At 64.4% G+C, this 23587-nt stretch carries 25 protein-coding genes; 6 read left to right on the top strand and 19 right to left on the bottom strand.

Translation table 11 applies throughout. The annotated features are described in order from the left end of the window. Positions 1–11 precede the first annotated feature (11 nt). The 7 genes from QXZ85_RS24330 to QXZ85_RS24300 are packed head-to-tail and all read right to left on the bottom strand — an operon-like array spanning position 12 to position 7214. Positions 12–731: an SDR family oxidoreductase gene (locus QXZ85_RS24330; protein WP_315768959.1), complete on the bottom strand. Its 720-nt coding sequence runs from the start codon at positions 729–731 to the stop codon at positions 12–14. After that, the gene (locus QXZ85_RS24325) at positions 728–1588 is read right to left on the bottom strand and encodes an ATP-binding cassette domain-containing protein (protein ID WP_315762559.1); all 861 of its coding nucleotides are present in this window, start codon (positions 1586–1588) and stop codon (positions 728–730) included. Before QXZ85_RS24325 ends, QXZ85_RS24330 begins: the two co-directional genes overlap by 4 nt. Continuing rightward, a complete protein-coding gene (locus QXZ85_RS24320; RefSeq protein WP_315702821.1) occupies positions 1585–2460 on the bottom strand; it encodes an ABC transporter ATP-binding protein in 876 nt (291 codons plus the stop codon). Before QXZ85_RS24320 ends, QXZ85_RS24325 begins: the two co-directional genes overlap by 4 nt. Next, entirely contained in the window at positions 2457–3347 is an 891-nt protein-coding gene (locus tag QXZ85_RS24315) for an ABC transporter permease (RefSeq protein ID WP_315768958.1), read from the bottom strand. Before QXZ85_RS24315 ends, QXZ85_RS24320 begins: the two co-directional genes overlap by 4 nt. Positions 3348–3352: 5 nt before the next feature. Then, the gene (locus QXZ85_RS24310) at positions 3353–4360 is read right to left on the bottom strand and encodes an ABC transporter permease (protein WP_315702819.1); all 1008 of its coding nucleotides are present in this window, start codon (positions 4358–4360) and stop codon (positions 3353–3355) included. A 19-nt stretch (positions 4361–4379) separates the two neighbouring features. Further along, positions 4380–5921 carry an ABC transporter substrate-binding protein gene (locus tag QXZ85_RS24305; RefSeq protein WP_315768957.1) on the bottom strand — a complete coding sequence of 514 codons (1542 nt, stop codon included), beginning with the start codon at positions 5919–5921 and terminating at the stop codon, positions 4380–4382. Positions 5922–5981: 60 nt separating this feature from the next. After that, a complete protein-coding gene (locus tag QXZ85_RS24300) occupies positions 5982–7214 on the bottom strand; it encodes a dienelactone hydrolase family protein (protein WP_315768956.1) in 1233 nt (410 codons plus the stop codon). A gap of 165 nt (positions 7215–7379) precedes the next feature. Between QXZ85_RS24300 and QXZ85_RS24295 the strand changes: the two genes are divergently transcribed. Then, complete coding sequence (locus tag QXZ85_RS24295; protein WP_315768955.1) at positions 7380–8012, top strand: MarR family transcriptional regulator; 633 nt, start codon at positions 7380–7382, stop codon at positions 8010–8012. 23 nt (positions 8013–8035) lie between these two features. On the opposite strand, the gene QXZ85_RS24290 is transcribed toward QXZ85_RS24295, so the two are convergent. From QXZ85_RS24290 to coxB, 8 genes are all read right to left on the bottom strand, one after another. Then, a complete protein-coding gene (locus QXZ85_RS24290; protein WP_315745214.1) occupies positions 8036–8737 on the bottom strand; it encodes an SURF1 family protein in 702 nt (233 codons plus the stop codon). Between the two features lie 165 nt (positions 8738–8902). After that, on the bottom strand, positions 8903–9289 hold the full coding sequence (locus tag QXZ85_RS24285; RefSeq protein ID WP_315702815.1) for a DUF983 domain-containing protein: 387 nt from the start codon (positions 9287–9289) through the stop codon (positions 8903–8905). Positions 9290–9416: 127 nt separating this feature from the next. After that, complete coding sequence (locus tag QXZ85_RS24280) at positions 9417–10313, bottom strand: cytochrome c oxidase subunit 3 (protein WP_315702814.1); 897 nt, start codon at positions 10311–10313, stop codon at positions 9417–9419. Positions 10314–10399: 86 nt separating this feature from the next. Further along, positions 10400–11047 carry a cytochrome c oxidase assembly protein gene (locus tag QXZ85_RS24275; protein WP_315702813.1) on the bottom strand — a complete coding sequence of 216 codons (648 nt, stop codon included), beginning with the start codon at positions 11045–11047 and terminating at the stop codon, positions 10400–10402. After that, positions 11047–11211, bottom strand: a complete 165-nt coding sequence (locus QXZ85_RS24270; RefSeq protein WP_315702812.1) for a CoxF protein — start codon at positions 11209–11211, stop codon at positions 11047–11049. The genes QXZ85_RS24275 and QXZ85_RS24270 overlap by 1 nt, the downstream gene beginning before the upstream one ends. 21 nt (positions 11212–11232) lie before the next feature. Next, entirely contained in the window at positions 11233–12168 is a 936-nt protein-coding gene (locus tag QXZ85_RS24265; protein ID WP_315768953.1) for a heme o synthase, read from the bottom strand. Between the two features lie 112 nt (positions 12169–12280). Beyond that, the gene (gene ctaD, locus QXZ85_RS24260) at positions 12281–13894 is read right to left on the bottom strand and encodes a cytochrome c oxidase subunit I (RefSeq protein ID WP_315702810.1); all 1614 of its coding nucleotides are present in this window, start codon (positions 13892–13894) and stop codon (positions 12281–12283) included. A 73-nt stretch (positions 13895–13967) separates the two neighbouring features. Next, the gene (gene coxB / locus QXZ85_RS24255) at positions 13968–14798 is read right to left on the bottom strand and encodes a cytochrome c oxidase subunit II (protein ID WP_315702809.1); all 831 of its coding nucleotides are present in this window, start codon (positions 14796–14798) and stop codon (positions 13968–13970) included. Between the two features lie 444 nt (positions 14799–15242). Here coxB and QXZ85_RS24250 point away from each other — a divergent pair, with 444 nt between their 5' ends. Continuing rightward, positions 15243–15836, top strand: a complete 594-nt coding sequence (locus tag QXZ85_RS24250) for an invasion associated locus B family protein (RefSeq protein ID WP_315702808.1) — start codon at positions 15243–15245, stop codon at positions 15834–15836. A gap of 33 nt (positions 15837–15869) precedes the next feature. On the opposite strand, the gene QXZ85_RS24245 is transcribed toward QXZ85_RS24250, so the two are convergent. Next, positions 15870–16385: a GNAT family N-acetyltransferase gene (locus QXZ85_RS24245; RefSeq protein ID WP_315702807.1), complete on the bottom strand. Its 516-nt coding sequence runs from the start codon at positions 16383–16385 to the stop codon at positions 15870–15872. 84 nt (positions 16386–16469) lie between these two features. On the opposite strand from QXZ85_RS24245, the gene tldD reads away from it, so the two are divergent. From tldD to QXZ85_RS24230, 3 genes are all read left to right on the top strand, one after another. Further along, on the top strand, positions 16470–17897 hold the full coding sequence (gene tldD, locus QXZ85_RS24240) for a metalloprotease TldD (RefSeq protein ID WP_315702806.1): 1428 nt from the start codon (positions 16470–16472) through the stop codon (positions 17895–17897). Beyond that, on the top strand, positions 17894–18682 hold the full coding sequence (gene lepB / locus QXZ85_RS24235; protein WP_315702805.1) for a signal peptidase I: 789 nt from the start codon (positions 17894–17896) through the stop codon (positions 18680–18682). The genes tldD and lepB overlap by 4 nt, the downstream gene beginning before the upstream one ends. 122 nt (positions 18683–18804) lie before the next feature. Then, positions 18805–19374, top strand: a complete 570-nt coding sequence (locus QXZ85_RS24230; protein ID WP_315745178.1) for a nucleotidyltransferase family protein — start codon at positions 18805–18807, stop codon at positions 19372–19374. 511 nt (positions 19375–19885) lie between these two features. Here QXZ85_RS24230 and QXZ85_RS24225 read toward each other — a convergent pair. From QXZ85_RS24225 to QXZ85_RS24215, 3 genes are all read right to left on the bottom strand, one after another. Then, complete coding sequence (locus tag QXZ85_RS24225) at positions 19886–20530, bottom strand: PAN domain-containing protein (RefSeq protein WP_315702803.1); 645 nt, start codon at positions 20528–20530, stop codon at positions 19886–19888. Positions 20531–20798: 268 nt separating this feature from the next. Further along, entirely contained in the window at positions 20799–22169 is a 1371-nt protein-coding gene (locus tag QXZ85_RS24220) for a glutamate--cysteine ligase (protein WP_315702802.1), read from the bottom strand. A gap of 99 nt (positions 22170–22268) precedes the next feature. After that, positions 22269–22757, bottom strand: coding sequence for a MarR family winged helix-turn-helix transcriptional regulator (locus QXZ85_RS24215; protein WP_315702801.1), 489 nt, complete (start codon positions 22755–22757; stop codon positions 22269–22271). A 143-nt stretch (positions 22758–22900) separates the two neighbouring features. Here QXZ85_RS24215 and gstA point away from each other — a divergent pair, with 143 nt between their 5' ends. Continuing rightward, positions 22901–23515, top strand: coding sequence for a glutathione transferase GstA (gene gstA, locus QXZ85_RS24210; RefSeq protein ID WP_315745181.1), 615 nt, complete (start codon positions 22901–22903; stop codon positions 23513–23515). Positions 23516–23587 lie beyond the last annotated feature (72 nt).

Raw genomic sequence — 23587 nt, 5'->3', positions numbered from 1 at the left:
GTACTCGCTGCCTAAGCCGGAGATGCCAATTGCCGCTCGACCGCTTTGTGATCCTGCGCGAGGCCGGCGGCGAGGCCTTTCGCCATCTCGCCGACATAGATGTCCTCCTCACCGGCTTCGAAACCGTCGAGGATCTCGCGCGCGGCTTCCTCGGTCGTCATCTTTGGAATGGGCAGGCCCGCGGTCATGCGCGTATCGACCGCGCCGGGCAGCGCGGCGACGACGCGGACGCCCTTGGGCGCAAGCTCGCCGCGCAAGCCCTGCGTCAGGCTGAGCGCCGCCGCTTTCGAAGCGCAATAGGAGCCCATGAAGGGCAGATTGACCCGCGCCAGGATGGTGAGGATGTTGAGCATGGCGCCGCTGTTCTTGATCAGTGCCGGTGCAAAGGCGCGGGCAAGGCGCAGCGGTGCGAGATAGTTGATCTCGATCTCCTCGCGCGCAATCGCAAGATCCGGCGCGAGCAGCAACGCCGTGTTGTGGTTGACGCCGGCATTGTTGATCAGCAAGGTCACGTCGGTCGCGAGCGCTGCGGCGGCAGTGACATCCGTGTCGCTGGCGACGTCGAGCTTAACGGGCACGACCCGCTCGGACGCCGTAACGCGCGTGACGTCGCGTGCGGCCGCGTAGACCTTGGCGGCGCCGCGCGCGAGCAAGCCGGCGATGAGGGCCTGCGCGATCGCGCCGGTGGCGCCGGTGATGAAGACGACAGAATCCTTGATGGTCGCTGTCATGCGGCTGATCCTTGCTGCTGGAGGAGCGCGGTGGAGGTCGGATCATCGAGCCAGCCGGGCTCGACATCCGGCAAGGGAATGGCTGCGAGCAGCTGACGCGTGTAGGCGTGCTGCGGATGGCTGAAGATGCGCGCCACAGGTCCCTGCTCGACCACTTCGCCTGCCTGCAGGATCGCGACATCGTCGCAGAGCACGCGGATGACGGAGAGATCGTGGCTGATGAAGACGACGGTCAGCCCGAGCTTGGCACGGAGCTCCTTCAACAGCAGCAGGATATGGGCCTGGGTCGAGACGTCGAGCCCGGAGACGATCTCGTCGGCGACGATGAAATCGGGCTCGAGCGCCAGCGCCCGCGCGATACCAGCGCGCTGGCGCTGGCCGCCGGACAATTCGTGCGGATAACGGTCGACGAAGGAGGTCGGCAAGCCCACCAGATCGAGCAACGCGGCAGCACGATCACGCCTGGCACGCCGTCGCTTCAGCCGGCCATAGATTTCGAGCTGCCGGGTCAGGGTCACCGCGAGCGGCAGCCGTGGATTGAGCGAGGACTGAGGATCCTGAAAGATCATCTGGATCCGCATCCGCAGCGGCCGCAACGCTGCTTCCGTGAGATGGCTGAGTTCGATGCCGTCGAACTGGATGCCGCCGGAGGTCGGCTCCAGCAGCCGCACCAAAAGCCGGCCTAGCGTGGTCTTGCCCGAGCCGGATTCGCCCACGAGCCCGAGCACCGTGCCGCGTGGCACTGCCAGATCGACGCGCCTGATCACCTCACGCATGGGCGCCTTGCGAAACAGCGACGCGCCCCGCTCCGGATAGGCGAAGCCGAGCTGGCCGGTGCGGAGCAGGACGTCGCTCATGCCGGCCTCGCCGCCATCTGCTGGTCGAGCCTATAAGCCTCGGCCCACAGGCTCTCGATCAAGGACGGCGGCACCGGCTTCAACGCCTCAGCGGGCCGGTCGGCCCGCGGCGTCGCTGCCAGCAGCGCCCGGGTATAGGCATGGCGAGGCCTGGCCAGCACATCGGCAGTCGCGCCGTCTTCGAGCACGCGGCCCGCATGCAGCACGGTCATGCTGCGGCAGATCTTCGCGACGACGCCGAGATCATGGGTCACGAACAGGATCGCAGCGCCATGGCGCAGCCGCAGCCTCTCGACGAGCTGCAGCACCTGGCGCTGCACCGTAACGTCGAGTGCGGTGGTCGGCTCATCGGCAATCACCAGCGCGGGATCGCAGGCGAACGCCATCGCAATCAGGACGCGCTGGCGCATGCCGCCCGACAGCTCATGCGGATAGAGCTCGAGCACCCGGGAGGGATCGCGGATCGCGACTTCGGCCAGCAACGCAGCGGCGCGATCGTGCGCGGCGCGCTTGGACAGATTGAGGTGATGCTGCAGGATCGCGCCCATTTGTGCACCGATCCGCTTGACCGGATTGAGCGAGGTCATCGGATCCTGCGGGATCAGCGCGATGCGGCGACCGAGCAGGCTGCGGCGCTCCCGCTCCGGCATGGTAAGGAGATCACGGCCTTCGAAGGTGATGCCGCCCGCCGCAACCGCGGCCTTCGCCGGCAACAGACCGAAGATGCTGCGGCCGACCATCGATTTACCGGCACCGGACTCGCCAACCAGTCCCCTCACCTCGCCGGCTTCGACGCTCAAACTGACGCCGCGCAGGACATTGCTGCTGCCGATCGCGACATGAAGATTGTCGATGGTGAGAATGGCGGTCATCGGCGCTGCACCGGATCGAGCGCAGCGCGCAGGCCGTCCCCGAGGAGGTTGAAGCCGATTACGCTGGCGATGACGCAGGCGATTGGAAACATCATGATCCAAGGCGCCTGATAAATGATCTGCCGGCCCTCCGTGATCATGCCACCCCAGCTCGGGGTATCACCGGCGACGGAGATGCCGACGAAGGAAAGAATGACTTCGACCAGGATCGCGATCCCCATTTCCACCGACAGCAGGGTCACGATCAGCGGCACGAGATTGGGTAGGATCTCCAGCAGCAACAGTTGACCGCGGGAAAGACCGAGCACCCGCGCGGCCGCGGCATAGTCGCGCCGCAGCTGTGCCATCGTCTCGGCGCGAACGACCCGGGCAAAGCGCGTCCAGTCGACCACGACGATGGCTGCAATCACCGAGGTGAGACCGGCGCCGATCACGGCGGCAAGCACGATCGACAGCAGCACCGGCGGAAATGCCATCCAGACATCGACCAGCCGCGAGACGAGCTGATCGAGCACCCCACCGAAGGCGCCGGCAACAAGCCCCAGAACGATGCCGATGATGGCCGCAAGCAGGGCCGCGACGAGCGCCACCACGAGCGCCGTGCGGGCTGAGAATATCAGCCGGGACAACACGCAGCGACCGAGACTGTCGGTGCCGAGCGGATAGGACGCGTCGCCTCCGTGCATGAAAGCAGGCGGCAGCTGGGCCGACAACAAGTCCTGCTCGATCGGATCGTGCGGCGCGAGCAGCGGCGCCAACAATGCGATCAGCACCAACAACGCAATGATCGCGCCGCCGCACCGGAGCCGCGCCCCGCCTCGCACGAACGCACCGCGCCAGCGTGCGGTTGGCGCCGTCATTGGACCGCCGATTGCGAAATCAGCCATTGCAATCATCCATGGCGCAGCCTCGGATCAAGCAGCGCGACCACAAGATCGACCGCGAGATTGAGCGCGATGAACAGCACGGCGAAGGTCAGGATCAGCCCCTGGATCAGCGGAAAGTCGCGGTTGACAACGGCGTCGATCGCCATGTTGCCGATCCCTTCGTACGAGAAGATCCGCTCGACCAGCACAGTGCCGCCGAGCAGCAAGGTGACCTGCACGCCCGAGAACGCCACGGTCGGGATCAGCGCGTTCGGCAGCACCTCGCTGCGCAGGATCGTGCCACGCGAGAAGCCGCGGGTTCGCGCGATCTGTGCGTAGTCCTGGTCCTCAGCCTCGGCAAGCTGCGCCTTCAACAGCCGCGCCACCAAAGCCGCGAACGGCAGCGCGAGCGCGAGCGCCGGCAGCAGCATATGCCGCAGCAGATCGGCGGCGATATCGAAGCGAAAGGTCGCAAGGCTTTCGAGCAGATAGAAATGGGTGGAGAAATCGATTTCGCGCTGCGGATCGAGCCGACCGGAGATCGGCAGCAGCGGCACCAGCACGCCGAACACGAGCAACAGGATCAAGGCCCAGAGGAAATCCGGGATGGCAAGGAAGAATCCGATGCCGCTGTCGACCAGCCATTCGGCGGCGCGGCCGCGGAAAGTTACACCGAGGAGCGCAACGATGCCGCCGAGCAGCAGCGCCATGACGACGGCGAGCGAACACAGTTCGAGCGTCGCCGGCAACCGCGCGATCACCAGCTCGAACACGCGCTGATGCAGGCTGATCGAGCGGCCGAAATCGCCCGACAGCACCTGGCCGAACCAGGTGATGAACTGCGTCACGATCGGCTGGTCGAGCCCATACAGCGCACGGAGCCTCGCGATGTCCGCACTCGATGCGCCCGGCGGAATCATCATGGCGATGGGATCGCCCGGGACCACGCGCAACAGCACGAAGACGATGATGCCGACGCCGAGCAGCGTCGGCGGAACGAGGGCGGCACGCTTGAGAACAGTGCTCCAACGCATCGCCGCCCCCAATTCTCGGTCAGCCCTGGCTGACCAGTTGCGGCAGGATCATGCCGTTCGCCTGGGCCACGACCTTGAGTCCCTTCTTGTGGATGATCGGCTGCACATATTGCAGCAGCGGAATCACCTCGCCCTCCTCCGCAATATATTTGTCGACCGCCTTCCAGCCGGCGATGCGCTTGGTCTCGTCCTTCTCGCCCCAGAGCGGACCGATACGCTCGATCAGGTCCTTGCCTTTCCAGGCCGAATGCGGCGACGGGCCGAACATGGCAAAGCCGGTCGAGGTGGTGGGATCGCCGATCGCATTACCCCAATTGTAGAATGCCGCCGGTGCCAGCGCGTGACGCGCGCGCAGCTCATAATGCTGGGCGATCTCATAGATCTCGATGTTGGCTTCGATGCCAACCTTGCGCCACATGCCGGCGATCGCCTGGACCATCTCGTAGTCTTTCGGCTTGAAGCCGCGCGTGGTCTGGATGGTGAACTTGACCGGTTTCTGCGGCGAGTAGCCGCTCTTGGCGAGCAGGCTCTTGGCCAGCTCCGGATCGTAGGCGGTCTTGATCGTGGGATCGAAGGCGGCATAGCCCGGGGCTTCCAGCGTGTCGATCGGCACGCCATAGCCGCGCAGCAGCTTGTCGACGATCGCCTTCTTGTCGATGGCGTGATTGGCGGCGAGACGCACATTGCGGTCGAGCATCGGATCGATGTCGGTCAGGAAGATCATGCCGATATCGGAGACCGGCTGGGTGAGACCCACCAGATTCGGCTTGCCCTTCAGCCGGTCGAACTCCTCATACGGAATCTCGAAGGTGATGTCGGAGCCGCCGGATTCGAGTTCGGCAACACGGCTGGTCGGATCGGTGACGAACTTGAACACCACGGTTTCGAACGCCGGCTTCGGTCCCCAATAGGTGGGATGCGCCTTCAACCGCAGGAACGCGTTGCGCTCGAACGCATCGACCTTGTACGGCCCCGAGCCGATCGGCGCCTTCTCGAAACCTTCCGCGCCGACCTTTTCATAGTAGGCCTTCGGCAAGACATAGCCGGTCAGGAACGCCATCCATTTGAACAGCACCGGCTCGAACTCGACGACGTCGGCCGTGATGGTGTGACCATCGACCTTGAAATTGTTGATCTTGGACCACACGAACTGGATCGGGTTGCCGCCCTTCGGATCGGCCGCGCGGGTGAGCGACCACACGACATCCTCCGGCGTCACCGGCGAGCCGTCATGCCAGGTCGCGCCCTGACGCAGCTCCATCGTGACCTTGGTGCGATCCTCGTTCCAGCCCCATTTGGTGAGCAGGCCGGGCTTGAAGGAAAGATCCGGCGCCTGGCCGATATAGGGATCGAAGATCGCCTGGTAGATCGACTGGATCGTCGGATTGACCGCCGACGCTCCGACGGTCGGATCGAAGGAGGGCAGATTGACATTATAGGCGATCGTCAACGTGCTCGCGGCCGCTTGCGCCGATTGAAGCGAGAGCGTGGAGGCGAGCGGCATAGCCGCTGCGCCCGCAAGCTGCAGCAACGTCCGACGGGAGATCGAAGTGTCACGCATGGTGATGCAGCTCCAGATAAAAGAATGGCGCCCCTTGCGGGCGCCACCGATGAAGGACGACTATTTCGGTGCGCTTTCGGACCAGCGCGCCATCAGGGTGTTCGACGGCAGGGCTTCGTCGACCAGCTTCTTGGCCGTCTCTATTCCGGCTACGGGAAGCTTCGATGGGTCGAGCAGCCCGATCTGCACCAGCACCGAGGCCTGATCCCAATAGATGTGCTCGTTATAGAGCTTGTCGCCGCGGAAGCGCACGATCGCCACCAGCGGGATCTCGACATATTTGCCGGTGGGCGGGATGCCGGGCAGCATCCAGTCGATCTCGATGTCATGGGTGAAACAGAACAGCATCTCGTCGACGACACGGTCGGCGCCGATGGTGCGCGAGATCGGCACCAGCTTGGTGTCGACGGGCGTCTTCGGGATGAAATGGTTGGCGTAGAAGCGCAGGAGATTCGCGTAGCCGACGCCGCCGGTCATGGTCGGGATGTGGTTGACATAGGGCTCGGCGACCATCGTCTTCATGGTCTCCTCCGCCGAGCGGGTCGCGAACTCGAGCTCGGTATGGCGATCCCACAGCGACGACAAGTCGTAATGCGGCCCGAGCACCTTGCGGAACAGCGCGATCGACCGCGAATGCGCCATCAGCGTCGCCGGCTTGTCGAAGCTGGGGCGCTCCGGCGCGGCGAAGGCGTGGTCGCAGCCGGGATAGAGATAGAACTCGACGTCGTTGCGCCCGGCGAATCCGACCTTGATGATCTCGCGCGCCTCGGCATTGGCAAATTTGTCGAGCTCGGCAAAGTGAAACACCATCGGGCATTTGATGGCCTTGGCTTCGCCGATGTCGGCATCGATGCCGACGCCGTAATAGGAGACTGCACAATCAATGTCGGTGCGCGCGGCCGTGAGATAAGCGAGCTTGCCACCGAGGCAGAAGCCGAGCGCACCGACCTTGCCTTTGCACTCGGGACGCGCGCGCAGCACCTTCAACGCGTCGGCCGTGTCCTTGATCGCCAGATTGGCATCGAAGCGCTGATAGTAGCCGAACGCCTTGGCGAAATCCGCTTCGCCATAGCCGAGCTCGATGCCGGGCTCGAAGCGCCAGAACAGATCGGGCGCCAGCACCACGTAGCCTTCCTCGGCGTAGTAGTCGGCGACCGCGCGCATCGAGGCGTTGACGCCGAAGATCTCCTGCAGGAGCACGATGCCCGGACCCGAGCCGGAAGCCGGAACGGCGAGATAACCCTTGAACGTACCGCCGTCCTGCGCGGCGATCTCGATCCATTGTCCGGCCACGGTCCTGCTCCCCTGCTGCAATGTGTCCAGCGCAGACGTCCACAGTGATGTCGCGCTTCGTATTTTCTTCATTGAATTTTTAATGTAAAAATATCGGATGTAAACAGCAGAGATTGAGCATGCGCTGCACATCCATTGTGCGAAGCGGCATGCGGGAGACAGGTTTTGAAACGGGCGACGAACTCGGCGGCCAAGCGCGCCGCAGCCGCGGCAAAGACGAAATCGCGCGGAGTGCGCTCCACGGCACAGTCGAGGACTGAGCAGGCGCAGGGGCGGTCGGCTGCTGAAGCCGGCACCTGGCATCTGGCGCGCACCGACGCCGAACGGCGGGTCTCGGATTTCGAGTTCGCATTGGAGCGGCTGGCGCAGTCCTACTACCGCTGGAAGGCCTCATGCCTTGCCGCGGTCTGCGAAGTGCCGCTGACCGGAGACGACGTCGCGGTTCTCAACGTGGTGCGGATGGGCGATGAGCCGAAGCGTCTGGCCGAGGTCGGACAGCTGCTCAACCGGGTCGACGTGCCGAATCTGCAATATGCCACGCGCAAGCTCACGCGCGCCGGATTGATCGAGACCGAGGGTGGCTCGTCGCGCAAGGAGACGCGCTACCGCGCCACCGCGAAGGGCCGCGCAGTGACGGAAGACTATGCGAAGCTGCGCGCCGAGACCTTGCCGCCGATGTTCGAGGGTCTCGCCGGCTGGGTCGAGAGCTGCGCTGCCGTGACGGCACAGCTCGACCAGATGTCGGGGCTTTACGCCCAGGCCACGCGGGTCGCGATCACCCGGCGACATCAATCCTAACCGCGTCGTGTCGCCGCCGCGCGTCAGCTCGCGCGCGAGCGTCGTCCTCGCACCCACACGACGAACGCGATCACCAGCGCGGCAGCCAGCGCGAACCAGGTGATCGCATATTGCATGTGCTCGTCGCGCAGATGCGGCGTGAGCGGCCCGGGTTTGGGGATGCCGTTCGCAGGGACAGGCGCTTCCAGATCGACATAGAACGGCGCGACCTCACCCCAGCCGAGCGTCCTTGCCATCGCCAGATGATCGCGGGTGAACCACAATCGCTTCTCACGATTCTCCGCCGGCGTCAGCCAGCCGGCGCTTTCCGGGAAACGCAGATATCCGGTGAGGGTGACGGGCTCGCCGGTGATGAGCTTCCCCACCGCGCGATCCTCCACGCCACGCTCCTGCATGGTGTTGGCGACGAAGCCGGCATCGATCACCACCGTTTCGCCTGAGGGCAGGCGGGCCGGCAAGAGCGCCCAGGTCCCGGAGCCGGAGACATCCTCGCGCACGGCCGAGCCCGCGCTATAGACCATCGCATCCGGCAGTTTCGCATAAGTCGCAGTGAAGGTGACCCGGCGGAATTCGTCGTTCGCGGCGCTGAGCGCACGCCACGCCGAAGATGGCGGCAACGCGATCGGCGCCGCCGCGACGCGCTCGGTGAGTGCCGCGATCAGCGCATGCTTCTCGGCCCTGCGCTGCAGTTGCCAGACACCGAGGCCGGCGAACAGCGCGACCATCACGATCGTGAAGATCGCGAAGGCGCGGATGCGGGCGTCAAAGCTATGGGTCACGGGCGACGCTCATGCGGCTTGTCTTCACCTCCGCTGACAGGAGGCGGAAGTCCCGGTGCCGTTGCGGCATGGTGGGAACTTCCGACACCCACTCACGGCCGCCGGGAGCGATCATCGCGGCGTGCGATCGACCAGCTTGCCCGGCGCAGCCTTGTGGTGGAATTGCAGCGCGATCAGAAGCGACTTCATCGCCCGCAGCGGCAACAGCGTCACCACCAGGATCAATGGCAGCCACAGCGCCGCGTGGACCCAGAACGGCGGCTGGTATTTCACCTCGACGATCAACGCGGCGCCGACCACGATCGCGCCGGCGATCATCATGATGAAGATCGCCGGCCCGTCGCCGGTGTCGATGAAGGCGTAATCGAGCTCGCACACTTCGCAGCGCCCGCGAAGGTTGAGGAAACCGGAAAACAGCTTGCCCCGGCCGCAGCGCGGACACCGGCAAGCGAGCCCGCGCAGGACGGTTTGGGAGAGGGAGACGGGTTGAGCGTTCAATCTAACCTCCTTGCCCGTGCTGCCGGGACACAGGGCGGACCAGTCAAACGGAAAAGGGCGGCCCTGCGGCCGCCCTTTTTAGCACCGGTACAATCAATGCACGAGCGACAGGGCGTGAATATGCACCTCAATGCGCGCCGTGAGCCATGGCTTCGGCGCCGTGACCCCAGACATAGATGCAGACGAACAGGAACAACCAGACCACGTCGACGAAGTGCCAGTACCAGGCGGCGAATTCGAAGCCGAGGTGCTGTTTCGGCGTGAAGTGGCCTGCATAGGCGCGAATCAGGCAGACGATCAGGAAGATAGTGCCGACCAGCACGTGGAAGCCGTGGAAGCCGGTCGCCATGAAGAAGGTCGAGCCGTAGACGTGGCCGCCGAAGGAGAAGGCGGCATGGCTGTACTCATAGCCCTGCACGCAGGTGAAGGTCGCGCCCAGGAGAACCGTGAGGATCAGGCCATACTTCAGACCCTGGCGATTGCCCTCCAACAACGCATGGTGCGCCCAGGTCACGGTGGTGCCGGAGGTCAAGAGGATCAGCGTGTTGAGGAGCGGCAGGTGCCAGGGATCGAACGTCTCGATGCCCTTGGGCGGCCAGACGCCGGGGACCGCACAGGCGCCCATCTGGGTGCCCGGGCCGCAGCCGAACACGGCATCGCGGGTCGCCTGCACGGCATCGGCCGGGAACAGCGCCGCGTTGAAATACGCCCAGAACCAGGCGACGAAGAACATCACCTCGGAGGCGATGAACAGGATCATGCCGTAGCGGTGGCTGATCTGCACGACGCGGGTGTGGTCGCCCCGGTACTGGGCCTCACGGATGACATCGCCCCACCAGCTCGCCATCGTATAGAGCACGCCGATGGCGCCGACGCCGAAAATGATCGGCGCGGCCGAAAACAGGTGGTGCATCCAGGTGACCGCGCCGACCGCCATGATGAAGGCCGACACCGAGCCGACGAACGGCCACGGACTCGGATCGACCAAGTGGTAGTCGTGATGCTTTGCGTGGGCGGTTGCCATTTCGAGTCTCTCCCCAGCTCTATGCCGATCAGATCGGCACCTGTTCGTTCAGAAGTTCATTTCCCCGGATTGTCGGACGTCCGCCATTAGAGATTGCCCCGCGGTTTGTCCGGCTCGCCCGCGGCCACCGGCTTGGGAGCCGGATCGCGCACGGGATAGAAGGTGTAGGACAAGGTGATCGTGTTGAGACTGTCGTTGTCGTGATCGCCAACGAGCGCCGGATCGACATAGAACACCACCGGCATCTCGCGCTTTTCGCCCGGCGCCATCGTCTGCTCGGTGAAGCAGAAGCAGTTGATCTTGTTGAAGTAGGCCCCGACCGTCAGCGGCGCGACATTGTAGGCGGCCTGGCCGGTGGTGGTCCGCGCGGACTGGTTCGTGACGGTGTAGTAGACGGTGACGACCTGGCCGATCGCGACCTCGATTTCCGTCTTCTCAGGCTCGAACTTCCAGGGCAGCCCGCCGGCCACATTGGAATCGAAGCGGACCGCGATCTTGCGGGCGAGCGGCCCGGTCGTGGGGCCTGCGGTCGCCACTTGCGTGGTGCCGTTGAAACCGGTGGCCCGGCAGAACCAGTTGTAGAACGGCACGGCCGCATAGGACGCGCCGACCATCAGCACCACTACGGCGCCGCAAATGGTCCCCACCAAGGCGTCGCGGCTAAGACCTCGACGTTTGGCGGCTGCGGCCGGAACGGCCGGTTCGCGCGGAGCGCTATGATCGAAGCTTTCCATCAGATCGGCCGCCTCAACACTGCGGGCCCTTTGACCAGGGTGACCGCGAAGAACAGCACCACCAGCACGCCGAGCGCCAGCGCAATGGCGATCGAGCGCCGGCGCCGCGCGCGCAGCTGCGCCTCGGTCAGCACGATCCCCTCTGGCTCGTTCGGCTCGGCCATGTCAGCGTCATCCGCCCCCTGTCAGGTGCCCAATCCGATCATGCGCACGACCGCCTCGACCCCCAAGGTCAGAAAAAGCGCGAACAGATAAAGGATCGAGAAGGCGAACATTTTGCGGGTGGCGCGCAAGGACGCGCTGCGCTCACGCTTGCGGTAGATCTCGATCGCCAACCAGAGCATGCCGGCGCCGAGCACGAGCGAGATCAGGCCATAGACGGCGTCGAAATAGCCGAGCGCCCAGGGGACGACCGCGATAGCGACCAGGACGATCGTGTAGAGCAGGATCTGCAGCCGCGTCGCATCGGGACCGGCGACGACCGGCAGCATCGGAATGCCGGCGCGAGCGTAATCGTCGCTGCGGAACAGGGCGAGCGCCCAGAAATGCGGCGGGGTCCAGAAGAAGATGATCAGGAACAGCCATAGCGGCTCCGGCGCGATGGTGCCGGTGGCCGCGACCCAGGCCACCACCGGCGGCAGCGCGCCGGCGGCGCCGCCGATCACGATATTCTGCGCGGTCCAGCGCTTCAGCCACAGCGTGTAGATCACGACATAGAAGAAGATCGTGAACGCCAGCAACGCGCCAGCATACCAGTTGACGAGGATGCCGAGCGTCAGCACTGCAAAGAAAGCAAGCGTGCTGCCGAAGGCCAGCGCTTCGGCACGGGTGACGCGGCCGCGCGGGATCGGACGGTTGGCGGTGCGCGACATCTTGGCGTCGATGTCGCCTTCCAGCGCCATGTTGAGCGCACCGGAGGCGCCGGCGCCGACCGCGATGCAGAGCAGCGCGGTGATCGCGAGCACCGGGTGGAAATGTCCCGGCGCGATCAAAAGCCCGACCAGCGCGGTGAAGATCACGAGCGACATCACCCGCGGTTTCAGCAGCGCGAGATAATCGGCGACGTCGGCCTCGGAGATCCGGGGACCGACGGCAAGAGCGTTCTGATCGATGACCGACACGACTGATCCAGGCCTTCCGCTTCATTTGCCGCATCGCCGGCCAGGTGGCGGGCGATGCGGCTGGACGTCAGCGCGGCGCCTGAAGCGGTGCCACGCATCGTTGGTTCGAGAGTTACTGCACCCGCGGCAGCACTTCGAATTGATGGAACGGCGGCGGCGAGGACAAGGTCCATTCCAGCGTCGTCGCACCCGGCCCCCACGGATTGTCCGCGGCCTGCTGCTTGCGCACGAAGGCGTCCACCACGCCATAGACGAAGATCAGGACGCCGACGCCGGAGATGTAGGAACCGATCGAGGACACGAGGTTCCAACCGGCAAACGCATCCGGATAGTCGATGTAGCGGCGCGGCATGCCGGACAGGCCCAGGAAATGCTGCGGGAAGAACACGAGGTTCACGCCGATGAACATCACCCAGAAGTGGGCCTTCGCGATGGTCTCCGAATACATGTAGCCGAACATCTTCGGGAACCAGTAGTACCAGCCCGCGAAGATCGCGAACACGGCGCCGAGCGACAGCACGTAGTGGAAGTGCGCCACGACGTAATAGGTGTCCTGCAGCACGCGGTCGACGCCGGCATTGGCCAGCACCACACCGGTGACGCCACCGACCGTGAACAGGAAGATGAAGCCGACGGCCCACAGCATCGGCGCCCGGAACTCGATCGAGCCGCCCCACATCGTGGCAATCCAGGAGAAGATCTTCACGCCGGTCGGCACCGCGATCACCATGGTGGCGGCGACGAAATAGGCCTGCGTCGCCGAGGACATGCCGACCGTGTACATGTGGTGGGCCCACACGACGAAGCCGATGCCGCCGATCGCGACCATCGCATAGGCCATCCCGAGATAACCGAACACGGGCCTACGCGAGAAGGTCGAGACGATCTGGCTGATCATACCGAAGCCCGGCAGGATCAGAATGTACACTTCCGGGTGACCGAAGAACCAGAACAGGTGCTGGAACAGCACCGGGTCACCGCCGCCCTCGGCCGCGAAGAAGGTCGTGCCGAAATTGCGATCCGTGAGCAACATGGTGATCGCGCCCGCAAGCACCGGAAGCGACAGCAAGAGCAGGAACACCGTCACCAGGATCGACCACACGAACAGCGGCATCTTGTGCAGGGTCATGCCCGGTGCGCGCATGTTGAAGATCGTGGTGATGAAGTTGATCGAGCCGAGGATCGACGACGCGCCGGCGATATGGAGCGACAGGATCGCGAAATCGACCGCGGGACCAGGATGTCCCGACGTCGAGAGCGGCGCATACATGGTCCAGCCGGCACCGACGCCGTTGGAGCCCGGCTCGCCCTCGACGAACGTCGAGAGCAGCAGCAGCGCGAAGGACGCCGGCAGCAGCCAGAACGAGATGTTGTTCATGCGCGGGAACGCCATGTCGGGCGCGCCGATCATGAGCGGCACCATCCAGTTGCCGAAGCCGCCGATCATCGCCGGCATGACCATGAAGAAGATCATGATCAGGCCGTGAGAGGTGACGAACACATTGTAGGTGTGGTTCTCGTGAAAGAGCTGCACGCCCGGATACATCAGCTCGATCCGGATCGCGATCGACATCGCCGCACCGATGAGGCCGGCGCAGACCGCGAAGATCAGATACATCGTGCCGATGTCTTTGTGATTGGTCGAATAGACCCAGCGCCGCCATCCGGTCGGATGGTCGTGGGCGTGATCGTCATGGCCGATGTGGGCCGTTGCGCTCGTCGCCATTGTCAATCCTCGTGTGCCCTAGATGTCCCCTTAGGACCGCGAACGGGTCCATGAAAAAGTCGTCGCTTGCGCCTTACTGCGACACGCCCGCCGCGGAGGCGTAGGTGTTGCCCGGTGCGCTCGCGAATTTCTTCTTGGCGTCCTCGACCCAGGCTGCGAAATCCTGCTCGCTCACGACGCGCACCGCGATCGGCATATAGGCGTGGTCCTTGCCGCAGAGCTCGGAGCACTGGCCGTAATACATGCCGACCTTGGTGGCCTTGAACCAGGTTTCGTTCAAACGGCCGGGGATGGCGTCGATCTTGACGCCGAACGACGGGATCGCCCACGAGTGGATCACGTCGGCACCGGTGGTCTGGACCCGGATCACCTTGTTGACCGGCACCACCATCTCATTGTCGACGCCGAGCAGACGCGGCTGCTTGTCCTGCGCGAGCAACGAATCGAATTCGAACTTGCCGTTATCGGGATAGGCGTAGCTCCAATACCACTGCTTACCGGTCGCCTTGACGGTAAGATCAGCCTTCGGCACATCGAGTTCGAGGAAGAGCAGCCGGAACGAGGGCACCGCGATGGTGACCAAGATCAGCACCGGGATCAGCGTCCAGGCCACTTCGAGCAGAGTGTTGTGGGTGGTGCGCGAGGGCACCGGATTGGCGCGAGCGTTGAACTTGACCACAACGGTCACGAGCAGCGCCAGCACGAACAGCGTGATGCAAGTGATAATGGTAAGCAGGAGGCCATGAAACCAGGTGATGTTGTCCATCACCGGCGAGCCGGATTCCTGCAGCTTGTATTCCCACGGCGCGGGCTGGCCGAGCTCCGCAAACGCCGATCCACCCGACACCAGCGCCACCGCCATCCCCAGCAGGCAGGCGCCCAATTGGCCCTTCGACATCTTCATGCCGTTCGCGCTCCCTTCAGAACTTTTCCCCCTCAGCGAACCGCCGCTTGTCTCACGGTGCGCTGTTATGATCCGCTCCCCGGACAAACGGCCATGGCGGACTCATAGGAAAGCACCTGGGCCAGTTCACTGGAATGACGAAATCTTTCTTCTCAAACCACAATTCTTGATCTATCGCAATGCAGCTCTTAAGCCGGCTCCGAACTGCCGTCGCATCGTTCCAATTTGGCGGAATTTGCCCGGGAAATTGCCATGCGACGAGGTTTCGCGGGCCACGGCCGCTTGACAGGCGTCCCGTGCGATGTACGCAACGATCGCAGGCCGTATTTTGCAGCTGATTCGGCGGCATCGGTCGCACAGTCGTCTTGCCGGAGACACGCCGTGAAGACGCCATGATTGCCGGCTGATGCCGTGGTGCCGACAGACCACCCACAGGAAAGTGTCATGGGATCGACCCGGATAGGGCCTTCAACGGAGAGCACAGCGCTCAAGCCTCTCCGAGATGCGAATGAGTCGCGATGGCGATCCCGCCGCGTGCGCGGTGGCATCGCCGCGCTCGCGCTTGCGACCGCGATGGCCGCGATCAGCATGCCGGCAGCACTCCGCGCGCAGGGCGCGGTGCGTTCGGTGCATGGCGACTGGCAGATCCGCTGCGACACTCCGCCGGGTGCCCAGAGCGAGCAATGCGCCCTGATTCAGAGCGTGGTGGCAGAGGACCGCTCCAATGCCGGGCTCACGGTCATCGTGCTCAAGACCGCCGACCAGAAGAGCCGGCTGATGCGGGTGGTGGCGCCGCTCGGTGTCCTATTGCCCTCCGGTCTCGGACTGAAGCTCGATAACCAGGATGTCGGCCGCGCCGGCTTCGTGCGCTGTCTGCCGAACGGCTGCGTCGCCGAGGTGGTGATGGACGACAAGCTGCTCAACCAGCTCAAGACCGCCAAGACCGCAACCTTCATCATCTTCGAAACGCCGGAGGAAGGCATCGGCTTCCCGTTGAGCCTCAACGGGCTCGCCGAGGGGTTCGACAAGCTGCCGTGAAGGCCCGATCATCAGACACATTGCCGTGATCGCTCAGTTTGCTGGAGTGGTGCCCGGCCCCTCCAACGAGAGCGCCATGACCAAGCGTGTCTTGTCGATTTCCTCAGTGCAGGTCTCGGGCGGCTCGACCGCCTTGATCACGAACCCCGTCTTTTCGTACAGCCGGATCGCATTGGTGTTGCTGCGGTAGACGGTCAGCTCCACCCGGGAGTAGCCGTAAGCGCGCGCGGCGCCGAGCACCCGCGCGATTAGCCGGGTTCCGATGCCCTGGCGCCGGAACTGCGGCAAAAGGCCCATGCCGAGCACGCCGATTCGGGCATCGATCGGCCCCGATTTCGGGGTTACATCACACCAGCCGACCACCTCGCCGGCCGAAAGGGCCACGAACTGCGGATAGCCCTGGGCGATACTGTTCAGAATGAAGGCGCGGGTGGAGTCCAGCGGCGGCGCTGCCACGAAGGACAGATAGCGCCGCTCCCGCGCGACCAGATCTAGCGTGCGGTGAAAGCTCTCGATGTGCCCTGCGGCGATGGGAACGATCTCAACCATGTCAGTTCGGTAATCATCCTGCCCCTCGCACCCCGACCCGGAAAGAACTATCTTGGATCGTATCTCCCGACAACGGACCAGCCGATGACAAATCCATCAACCTCCTCCCTGCTCGACCGCGCCCAGCTCGACCGTGACGCCGTCCGTCACGAGATCGCGCGCGGGCTTGCCGGTGCGGACGACGGCGAATTGTTTCTGGAATATAGCCAGAGCGAAGCGCTGACCTTCGACAACGGCCGGCTCAAACAAGCGACCTATGACACGAGCCAGGGCTTCGGCCTGCGCGCCGTGAAAGACGATGCGGTCGGCTACGCTCACTCCTCCGACGTCTCCCTGCCGGCCTTGATGCGCGCGGCCGACACGGTGAGCGCCGTGCGGGGCGGTTATTCTGGCAACTTCGCGAGCCCGCCGCCGCACACCAATGTGCGGCTTTACGGCGACGACAATCCGCTCGATGCCCCCGGCTTCGAAAGCAAGGTGAAGCTGCTCGGCGAGATCGATGCCTATCTGCGCGACAAGGACCCGCGTGTACGGCAAGTCACCGTGAGCCTGGGTGCGACCTGGCAGGTCGTGGAAATCCTGCGGCCCGACGGCGAAAGCTATCGCGACATCCGCCCGCTGGTGCGCGTCAACGTCTCCGTGGTTGCGGGCCAAGGCGACCGGCAGGAGAGCGGAAGCAAGGGCTATGGCGGGCGCGAGGCCTATTCGCGCTTCATCGAAACCAAGGCCTGGCGCGAGGCCGCCGATGACGCGCTGCGCGAAGCGCTGGTCAATCTGGAATCGGTACCGGCGCCGGCTGGCGAGATGGACGTCGTGCTCGGGGCTGGCTGGCCCGGCGTGATGCTGCATGAGGCGGTCGGCCACGGGCTCGAAGGTGATTTCAACCGCAAGAAGACCTCGGCCTTCGCCGGACTGATGGGCCAGCAGGTGGCAGCCAAGGGGGTCACTGTGGTCGACGACGGCACGATGGCCTCGCGCCGCGGCTCGCTGTCGATCGACGACGAGGGCACGCCGACCAGCCGCACCTTGCTGATCGAGGACGGCATCCTGGTCGGCTATATGCAGGATCGGCAGAACGCACGGCTGATGAACATGAAGCCGACCGGCAACGGCCGCCGGCAGAGCTATTCGCACGTGCCGATGCCGCGCATGACCAATACCTACATGCTGGCGGGCGCGCACGACCCCGCCGAGATCATCGCCTCCGTGAAGAACGGCATCTATGCCGTGAATTTCGGCGGCGGCCAGGTCGACATCACCTCGGGCAAATATGTGTTCCAGTGCACCGAGGCCTACAGGATCGAGAACGGCAAAGTCGGCGCACCGGTCAAGGGCGCGATGCTGATCGGCAACGGCCCGACCGATCTGAACCGGATCAGCATGATCGGCAACGATCTGTCGCTCGACACCGGGATCGGTACCTGTGGCAAGAACGGGCAGGGCGTACCGGTCGGCGTCGGCCAGCCGACCCTGCGTATGGACCGCATCACGGTCGGAGGTACGGGTCGATGAGCGTCGAGAAGGTTTCAACAGTCAAGGACGGCAAGGCGGAAGCGAGCGGCACCACCTGGCGCGGCCAGATGGCGCAGCTTGCCGCGGTCGTACTGGCCGTGTTCGTCGCCAAGGGTGCGATCGCCGAGCCGTTCTACGTGCCGTCGGGCTCAATGGAGCCGACCTTGATGATCGGCGACGCGCTGCTCGCTTCGAAATTCCCCTACGGCTATGGCACCTCGTCGCTGCCGATGCAGATCACCCTGCCGGAAACCGGCCGCCTGTTCGGCGAGACGCCGAAGCGTGGCGACGTCGTCGTGTTCCGTTGGCCGGGCGACACCTCGCAGGCCTGGGTCAAGCGCGTCGTCGGCCTGCCCGGTGACCGCATCCAGATGCGGCAAGGACAGCTCTTCATCAACGACCAGCCGGCGAACTTGAAACCCGACGGCATCGGCGAGGCCGAGGACGACAGCGGCCGCACCGAGTCGGCCTACCGTTATGTCGAGACGCTCCCGAACGGTGTTTCGCACCTGATCTTCAAGCTGCGCGACAACGGCCGGCTCGACAATACGCCGGAGGTCACCGTGCCGCCTGGCAAGCTGTTCGTGCTCGGAGACAACAGGGACAATTCCGCCGACAGCCGCGTATCGCTCCGCGACGGCGGCGTCGGCCTGCTGCCGATCGACAATCTGGTCGGCCGTGCCGACGCCGTGGTCGGCTCCTGGGATCTCGGCGTCCGTCGCCAGCCGGTGTGGGCTTGGCTCTCCGGCTTCCGGCTCGACCGCTTCTTCACCGCGGTGCGGTGAGCCACAAGCGCTCATCGTCGCCGTCAAGAACCATCAACTCCCCGCGGTCATTCCGGGGCGTCCGCAGGGCGAACCCGGAATGACGCCCTCACGAGCAGTGCGGAGCCGAGAGTCGCGCAATCATGAACAGCGACGACTTCCTCGCCCTCGCGCTGCGCAATCCGGTCAACGACCGAATTGCACAAGAGCTCTCCGCTCTCGCCTTGCCTGACGCCTGGATCGTCGCGGGCTGCCTGACGCAGACGGTGTGGAATACGCTGACCGGACGGCCGCTCGGTCACGGCATCAGCGATTACGACATCTTCTACTTCGATCCCGACACCTCGTGGGAGACCGAGGATGCCGTGATCCGGAAGGTGCAGGCGCGATTGTGCGGGCTTGATTCCAGGATCGAGATCCGCAATCAGGCGCGCGTGCACCTGTGGTATCCCGACAAGCACGGCCAGCCCTATCCCCCGCTGACGCGCTCGCGCGAGGGCATCGACCGGTTTCTCACCGTCAACACACAAGTCGGCATTCGTCCAAGCGGCAACGGTCACGAGATCTATGCGCCGAAAGGCTTCGACGACATCGCTGCGATGATCGTGCGGCCGAACCGCACCGCGAATTTTTCCGCCGCCAACTACACGGCCAAGGCGGCGCGCTGGAAAGCGCTGTGGCCTGAGATCACGGTGATCGCGGCGGAGGAATAGCCTGCAGCGATGTAGCGCGGTAGGGTGGGCAAAGTGTAGCGTGGCTACCATTCACGACCCGAATGAAGTCGGTGGGCACGGCCTCCCCTCCCCCTGCGGGTCAGGGCGATCGCATATGGCTGGAAATAGCTTCGGGCAGTCTTCCCTGCGGCCATCCTTCGAAACGTCCGCCTAACGCGGGCTCCTCAGGATGAGGCCTTTTTCGTGGTGGAATCGTTGACCCTCATGGTGAGGGCGCGGCAAAGCCGCGCGTCTCGAACCATGAGGCCCGCCCCTGCTTGACGCCATGTGCGATCGCCCTGCCCTGCGGGTGGCGGATGCAACGTCGAACGCGCCTTTGCCCACCCTACTGGCGCCAAATTCCCAGGCGTCATCGTCCGCGAAGGCGGACGAGCCACTGTGCTGCGGCTTTTGCAAACGCTGCGGTCGCTGAACACTGGATCCCCCGGTCAAGCCGGGCGATGACAGCGAGAATGGGATGCGGCGAGCCGGTCGAGTCCCAATCGCGCACCTACCGCACCACGCCGGACGTGAAGCCAGCCTTGCGGCGTGGTGGCTTGATTTCTTTCTTCAGGAAGCAATGGGCGTCCTTGCCGGCATAGCCGGGACGCGCGAAAGTCCAGACGCGGCACTTGTTGTCGCCGGTGCAGGCGGCCTTGCAGATGTCCTCCGCGTCAGCCGCCTTTTCGACCTTCTTGTCTTTTTCCTTGTCTTTATCGGCGGTCTTTTCGGCGCCTTTGGGCTCGGTGGTCTTGATCTCGAAGCTGCGATAGTCGCCGCCGGGACGGTCGATCGAGGTCTCGACCGCATCGTTCCTGATCTCAACCACGCCGGCGCCGCGCACGCCCGAGACGCAGCAATTGTCCGGTACACGCGGCGGCACGCTGTTCTTCAGCCAGCACACCGCCCCCGCTTCCATCACCGTCGGGTAGGTGAAGCTCCAGGCGCGGCAACGCCGGTCATGCTCGCACAGCAACGCGCAATCCGCGGGGTCGCCGGAGGAAATCGGCGCGCTCATATAGTCGCCGCCGGGCCGGTCGGAATAGGTTTGCGACAACGCCGAAGATGTGGGCGCGACAAAGAGCAGGCACGCCAGGAGCTTCAGGCATGCCGTGATGAAGCGCCCTGCGCCACTCCGCTGATGTGTCCGGCCCATTGCTTACGCTTGAGTTTCTCGAGCAGCCATTTGATCGCCACGAACCTGTATGGCGGATGAACGGGGCTGACACGTTTAGACACGTGCGGCGATCAGCACGGCAAGCCAGACTGCCGGTCAGGATGTTTATCTCCCCCTGGAATGGGCGGGCCGGCACGAGCGCCGGCAGGGCGATCAATGATCGATCTTGCTGAAGATGGCCCCCAGCCCTTCCCCTTTCAGAAGAAGGGAGCCGCAGCCGTCGTACAGCCCAGCATTGTCCTCAGCGTCAGAATGCGTACTCGGCATAGGCGGGCTCGACCGAACCCTGCCAGGAGCCGTTGAACTTCTCGAGCATCTCTTCGGCGGGCGAACGGCCGCAATCGATGATCTGGTCGAGCGGCTCAAGATAGCGGCTTTCGTCGCGGCCGAGATGGTCGATGCGGCCGCGCCGGCGCAGGCCGAGATGCGCCAGGGTCAGGCATTCCCTCGCGATCTCGAACACGTAGCGGTCGCGGATGCGCGCCTTGAAGCCGAGCCGTGGGACGTCATCGCGAAGGTGCTGGCGCTCGAACGCGCTCCAATCCTTGACGATGTCCCAGGCCGCATCGAGGCTCACATCATCATAGAGCAGCCCGACCCAGAAGGCCGGCAGCGCCGGCAGCCGTCCCCACGGCACGCCATCCGCCCCGCGCATCTCGAGGTACCGCTTGAGCCGCACCTCGGGAAAGATCGTCGAGAGATGATTGGCCCAATCCGACAAGGTCGGGCGCTCGCCCGGCATGGCCGGGTTCTTGCCCGCGAAGAAGTCGCGGAACGAGGTGCCGGAAACGTCGATGTAATCTTCCTCGCGTTTGACGAAATACATCGGCACGTCGAGTGCATAATCGACCCAGCGCTCGAAGCCCATGCCGTCCTCGAACGCCCAGGGGATCATGCCGGCGCGGGCGTTGTCGGTGTCGCGCCAGATCTCGGAGCGGAACGACAGAAAGCCGTTCGGCTTGCCTTCGGTGAACGGCGAGTTGGCGAACAGCGCGGTCGCAATCGGCTGCAGGGCGACCGAGACCCGCAGCTTCTTGACCATGTCGGCTTCCGAGGAAAAGTCGAGATTGGTCTGCACCGTGCAGGTCCGGTACATCATGTCGATGCCGTAGCGGCCGACCTTCGGCATGTAGCCGGTCATGATCTTGTAGCGGCCCTTGGGCATCACCGGGATCTCGGCGCGCGACCAGGACGGCGTCATGCCGAGACCGAGAAAGCCGATGCCGAGCGGCGTTGCGACCTCCCGCACTTGTGCGAGATGCGCCATCAGCTCCGCTTGCGTCTGGTGCACGTTCTCGACCGGTGCGCCGGAGAGCTCGAACTGGCCGCCAGGTTCGAGCGAGATCGCGCCGCCGCCGGTCACGTCATAGAGGCCGATGATATTGCCGCGTTCCATGATCGGCTCCCAGCCGAGCAGGAGCTTCATGCCTTCGAGCAGCGCGCTGATGCCGCGCGCGCCCTCGTAAGGCACCGGGCGATGGCCGTCGAGCGTGAACGGCGTCTTCTCGTGCTCAGTCCCGATCCGGAATGCGGATGGAGGTTTCACGCCGGCTTCCAGCCACGCGACGAGCTCGTCGCGGGATTGCAGCGGGGTCATATCGATCTGGTCACGCGCCATGCGGGTCCCGGTTCAGAAAAGCGCATCGATGATCGCGCGCGGTGACAGGAAAATCCGCGGCCCCCGCGGGGACCACGGACGTGGAGAACAATGGAGAGCTCATCGGGCCGACGCGCTTTCTCCGGCAGACAATTGTGGAGCCTGGCCGCAGGAGCAGCCGAGGCGGTCGAGCAGCGCACAGAGCTTGACGGCGTCCGCATCCGACAACTTCGAGCCGACATGCTTCTCGATCGCCGCCGAATACGCTGCCCACATCCGCTTCTGCAGCTCGCGCCCGGCCTCGGTAATCTCGATGAACTGGCCACGCTTGTCGATCTTGCATTCGCGCCGCACCGCTAGCCCCTCATCGACCAGCCGGTCAATCAGCCGCGAGGTCGAATATTGCGGGATCAGCATCTGCCGCTCCAGCTCCACCGGGCGCAGCTCGCCGGACGGTGCCCGCGACAATTCCAACAGCGCGTCATACCAGGCGAGCGGCGGAAAGCCCGCCTTTTTCAGGTCCTGCTCGACCGCGGCCAGCACCCGGCTCTGGACCCGCATCAGGCGGATCCAGGCGCCGGTCGCCTCGGTCGATGGTTTGCGTTTCATGGTCGGGCTCGCATCCTATCCCCACACCTTACCGCACTGAATGCAGCTGCATCAATCTTGACTATTCCATGCACTTGCATTTAATTCCGGCGCCTCGCTTATCAACCAAAATCGTGAACACGGTTCTCACGGAGGAATCGCCGATGAAACTCTACTACTCCCCGGGCGCCTGCTCGCTGTCCCCCCATATCGCACTGCTTGAAGCAGGCCTTCCTTACGAACTGGTCAAGGTCGATCTTCGCGCCAAGAAACTGGAAAATGGCGACGATTACTGGAAGGTCAATCCGAAGGGCCAGGTCCCGGCGCTCGCGCTCGATAGCGGCGAGCTGGTCACCGAAGGGCCGGTGATCGTGCAGACGATCGCGGACCGCGCCAAGGACAGGGCGCTTGCGCCCGCCCCGGGCAGCGCCGAACGTTACAAGCTCTTGGAATGGCTGAACTTCATCACCTCCGAGCTGCACAAGAATTTCAGCCCGCTATTCCAGCCGGCCTTTTCCGACGAGGTCAAGGCGTTCTTCAGGGACCGGCTGATGGGCAAGTTCAAATATGTCGACAGCCAGCTTGCCGGCCACGACTACCTCATGGGCAAGGACTTCACCGTCGCCGACGGTTACCTGTTCACGATGCTGGCCTGGGCGGAGCGGATGAATCTCGACCTGGCCGGCTTGCCCAATCTTACCGCCTACAAAGCCCGCGTCGCCGCGCGGCCGAAGGTACAGGAGGCGCTGGCCAAGGAAGGACTGCTGAAGGCCGCGTGAGTTCTGCGGACTCCCGCTTGCAAGCCGACGGCGGTGGGTTCCCCTCCCGCCTTGCGGGCGATCGGGAAAAGC

It is taken from the genome of Bradyrhizobium sp. SZCCHNGR1005, assembly GCF_032489995.1.
Taxonomy (GTDB): Bacteria; Pseudomonadota; Alphaproteobacteria; order Rhizobiales; family Xanthobacteraceae; genus Bradyrhizobium.
Note: the sequence above shows the minus strand (reverse complement) of the source record. Positions and strands in the feature narration are given on the sequence as shown.

Bases quoted from the DNA above. Each gene is read 5' to 3' on its own strand.
- QXZ85_RS24220 (WP_315702802.1), bottom strand. From the start codon at position 22,169: ATGGCGCGTGACCAGATCGATATGACCCCGCTGCAATCCCGCGACGAG.
- QXZ85_RS24320 (WP_315702821.1), bottom strand. From the start codon at position 2,460: ATGACCGCCATTCTCACCATCGACAATCTTCATGTCGCGATCGGCAGC.
- tldD (WP_315702806.1), top strand. From the start codon at position 16,470: ATGACAAATCCATCAACCTCCTCCCTGCTCGACCGCGCCCAGCTCGAC.
- QXZ85_RS24305 (WP_315768957.1), bottom strand. From the start codon at position 5,921: ATGCGTGACACTTCGATCTCCCGTCGGACGTTGCTGCAGCTTGCGGGC.
- QXZ85_RS24250 (WP_315702808.1), top strand. From the start codon at position 15,243: ATGGGATCGACCCGGATAGGGCCTTCAACGGAGAGCACAGCGCTCAAG.
- ctaD (WP_315702810.1), bottom strand. From the start codon at position 13,894: ATGGCGACGAGCGCAACGGCCCACATCGGCCATGACGATCACGCCCAC.
- QXZ85_RS24230 (WP_315745178.1), top strand. From the start codon at position 18,805: ATGAACAGCGACGACTTCCTCGCCCTCGCGCTGCGCAATCCGGTCAAC.
- lepB (WP_315702805.1), top strand. From the start codon at position 17,894: ATGAGCGTCGAGAAGGTTTCAACAGTCAAGGACGGCAAGGCGGAAGCG.
- QXZ85_RS24280 (WP_315702814.1), bottom strand. From the start codon at position 10,313: ATGGCAACCGCCCACGCAAAGCATCACGACTACCACTTGGTCGATCCG.
- coxB (WP_315702809.1), bottom strand. From the start codon at position 14,798: ATGAAGATGTCGAAGGGCCAATTGGGCGCCTGCCTGCTGGGGATGGCG.
- QXZ85_RS24245 (WP_315702807.1), bottom strand. From the start codon at position 16,385: ATGGTTGAGATCGTTCCCATCGCCGCAGGGCACATCGAGAGCTTTCAC.
- QXZ85_RS24330 (WP_315768959.1), bottom strand. From the start codon at position 731: ATGACAGCGACCATCAAGGATTCTGTCGTCTTCATCACCGGCGCCACC.
- QXZ85_RS24275 (WP_315702813.1), bottom strand. From the start codon at position 11,047: ATGGAAAGCTTCGATCATAGCGCTCCGCGCGAACCGGCCGTTCCGGCC.
- QXZ85_RS24310 (WP_315702819.1), bottom strand. From the start codon at position 4,360: ATGCGTTGGAGCACTGTTCTCAAGCGTGCCGCCCTCGTTCCGCCGACG.
- QXZ85_RS24315 (WP_315768958.1), bottom strand. From the start codon at position 3,347: ATGGCTGATTTCGCAATCGGCGGTCCAATGACGGCGCCAACCGCACGC.
- QXZ85_RS24215 (WP_315702801.1), bottom strand. From the start codon at position 22,757: ATGAAACGCAAACCATCGACCGAGGCGACCGGCGCCTGGATCCGCCTG.
- QXZ85_RS24290 (WP_315745214.1), bottom strand. From the start codon at position 8,737: ATGGTCGCGCTGTTCGCCGGCCTCGGTGTCTGGCAACTGCAGCGCAGG.
- QXZ85_RS24270 (WP_315702812.1), bottom strand. From the start codon at position 11,211: ATGGCCGAGCCGAACGAGCCAGAGGGGATCGTGCTGACCGAGGCGCAG.
- QXZ85_RS24225 (WP_315702803.1), bottom strand. From the start codon at position 20,530: ATGGGCCGGACACATCAGCGGAGTGGCGCAGGGCGCTTCATCACGGCA.
- gstA (WP_315745181.1), top strand. From the start codon at position 22,901: ATGAAACTCTACTACTCCCCGGGCGCCTGCTCGCTGTCCCCCCATATC.
- QXZ85_RS24325 (WP_315762559.1), bottom strand. From the start codon at position 1,588: ATGAGCGACGTCCTGCTCCGCACCGGCCAGCTCGGCTTCGCCTATCCG.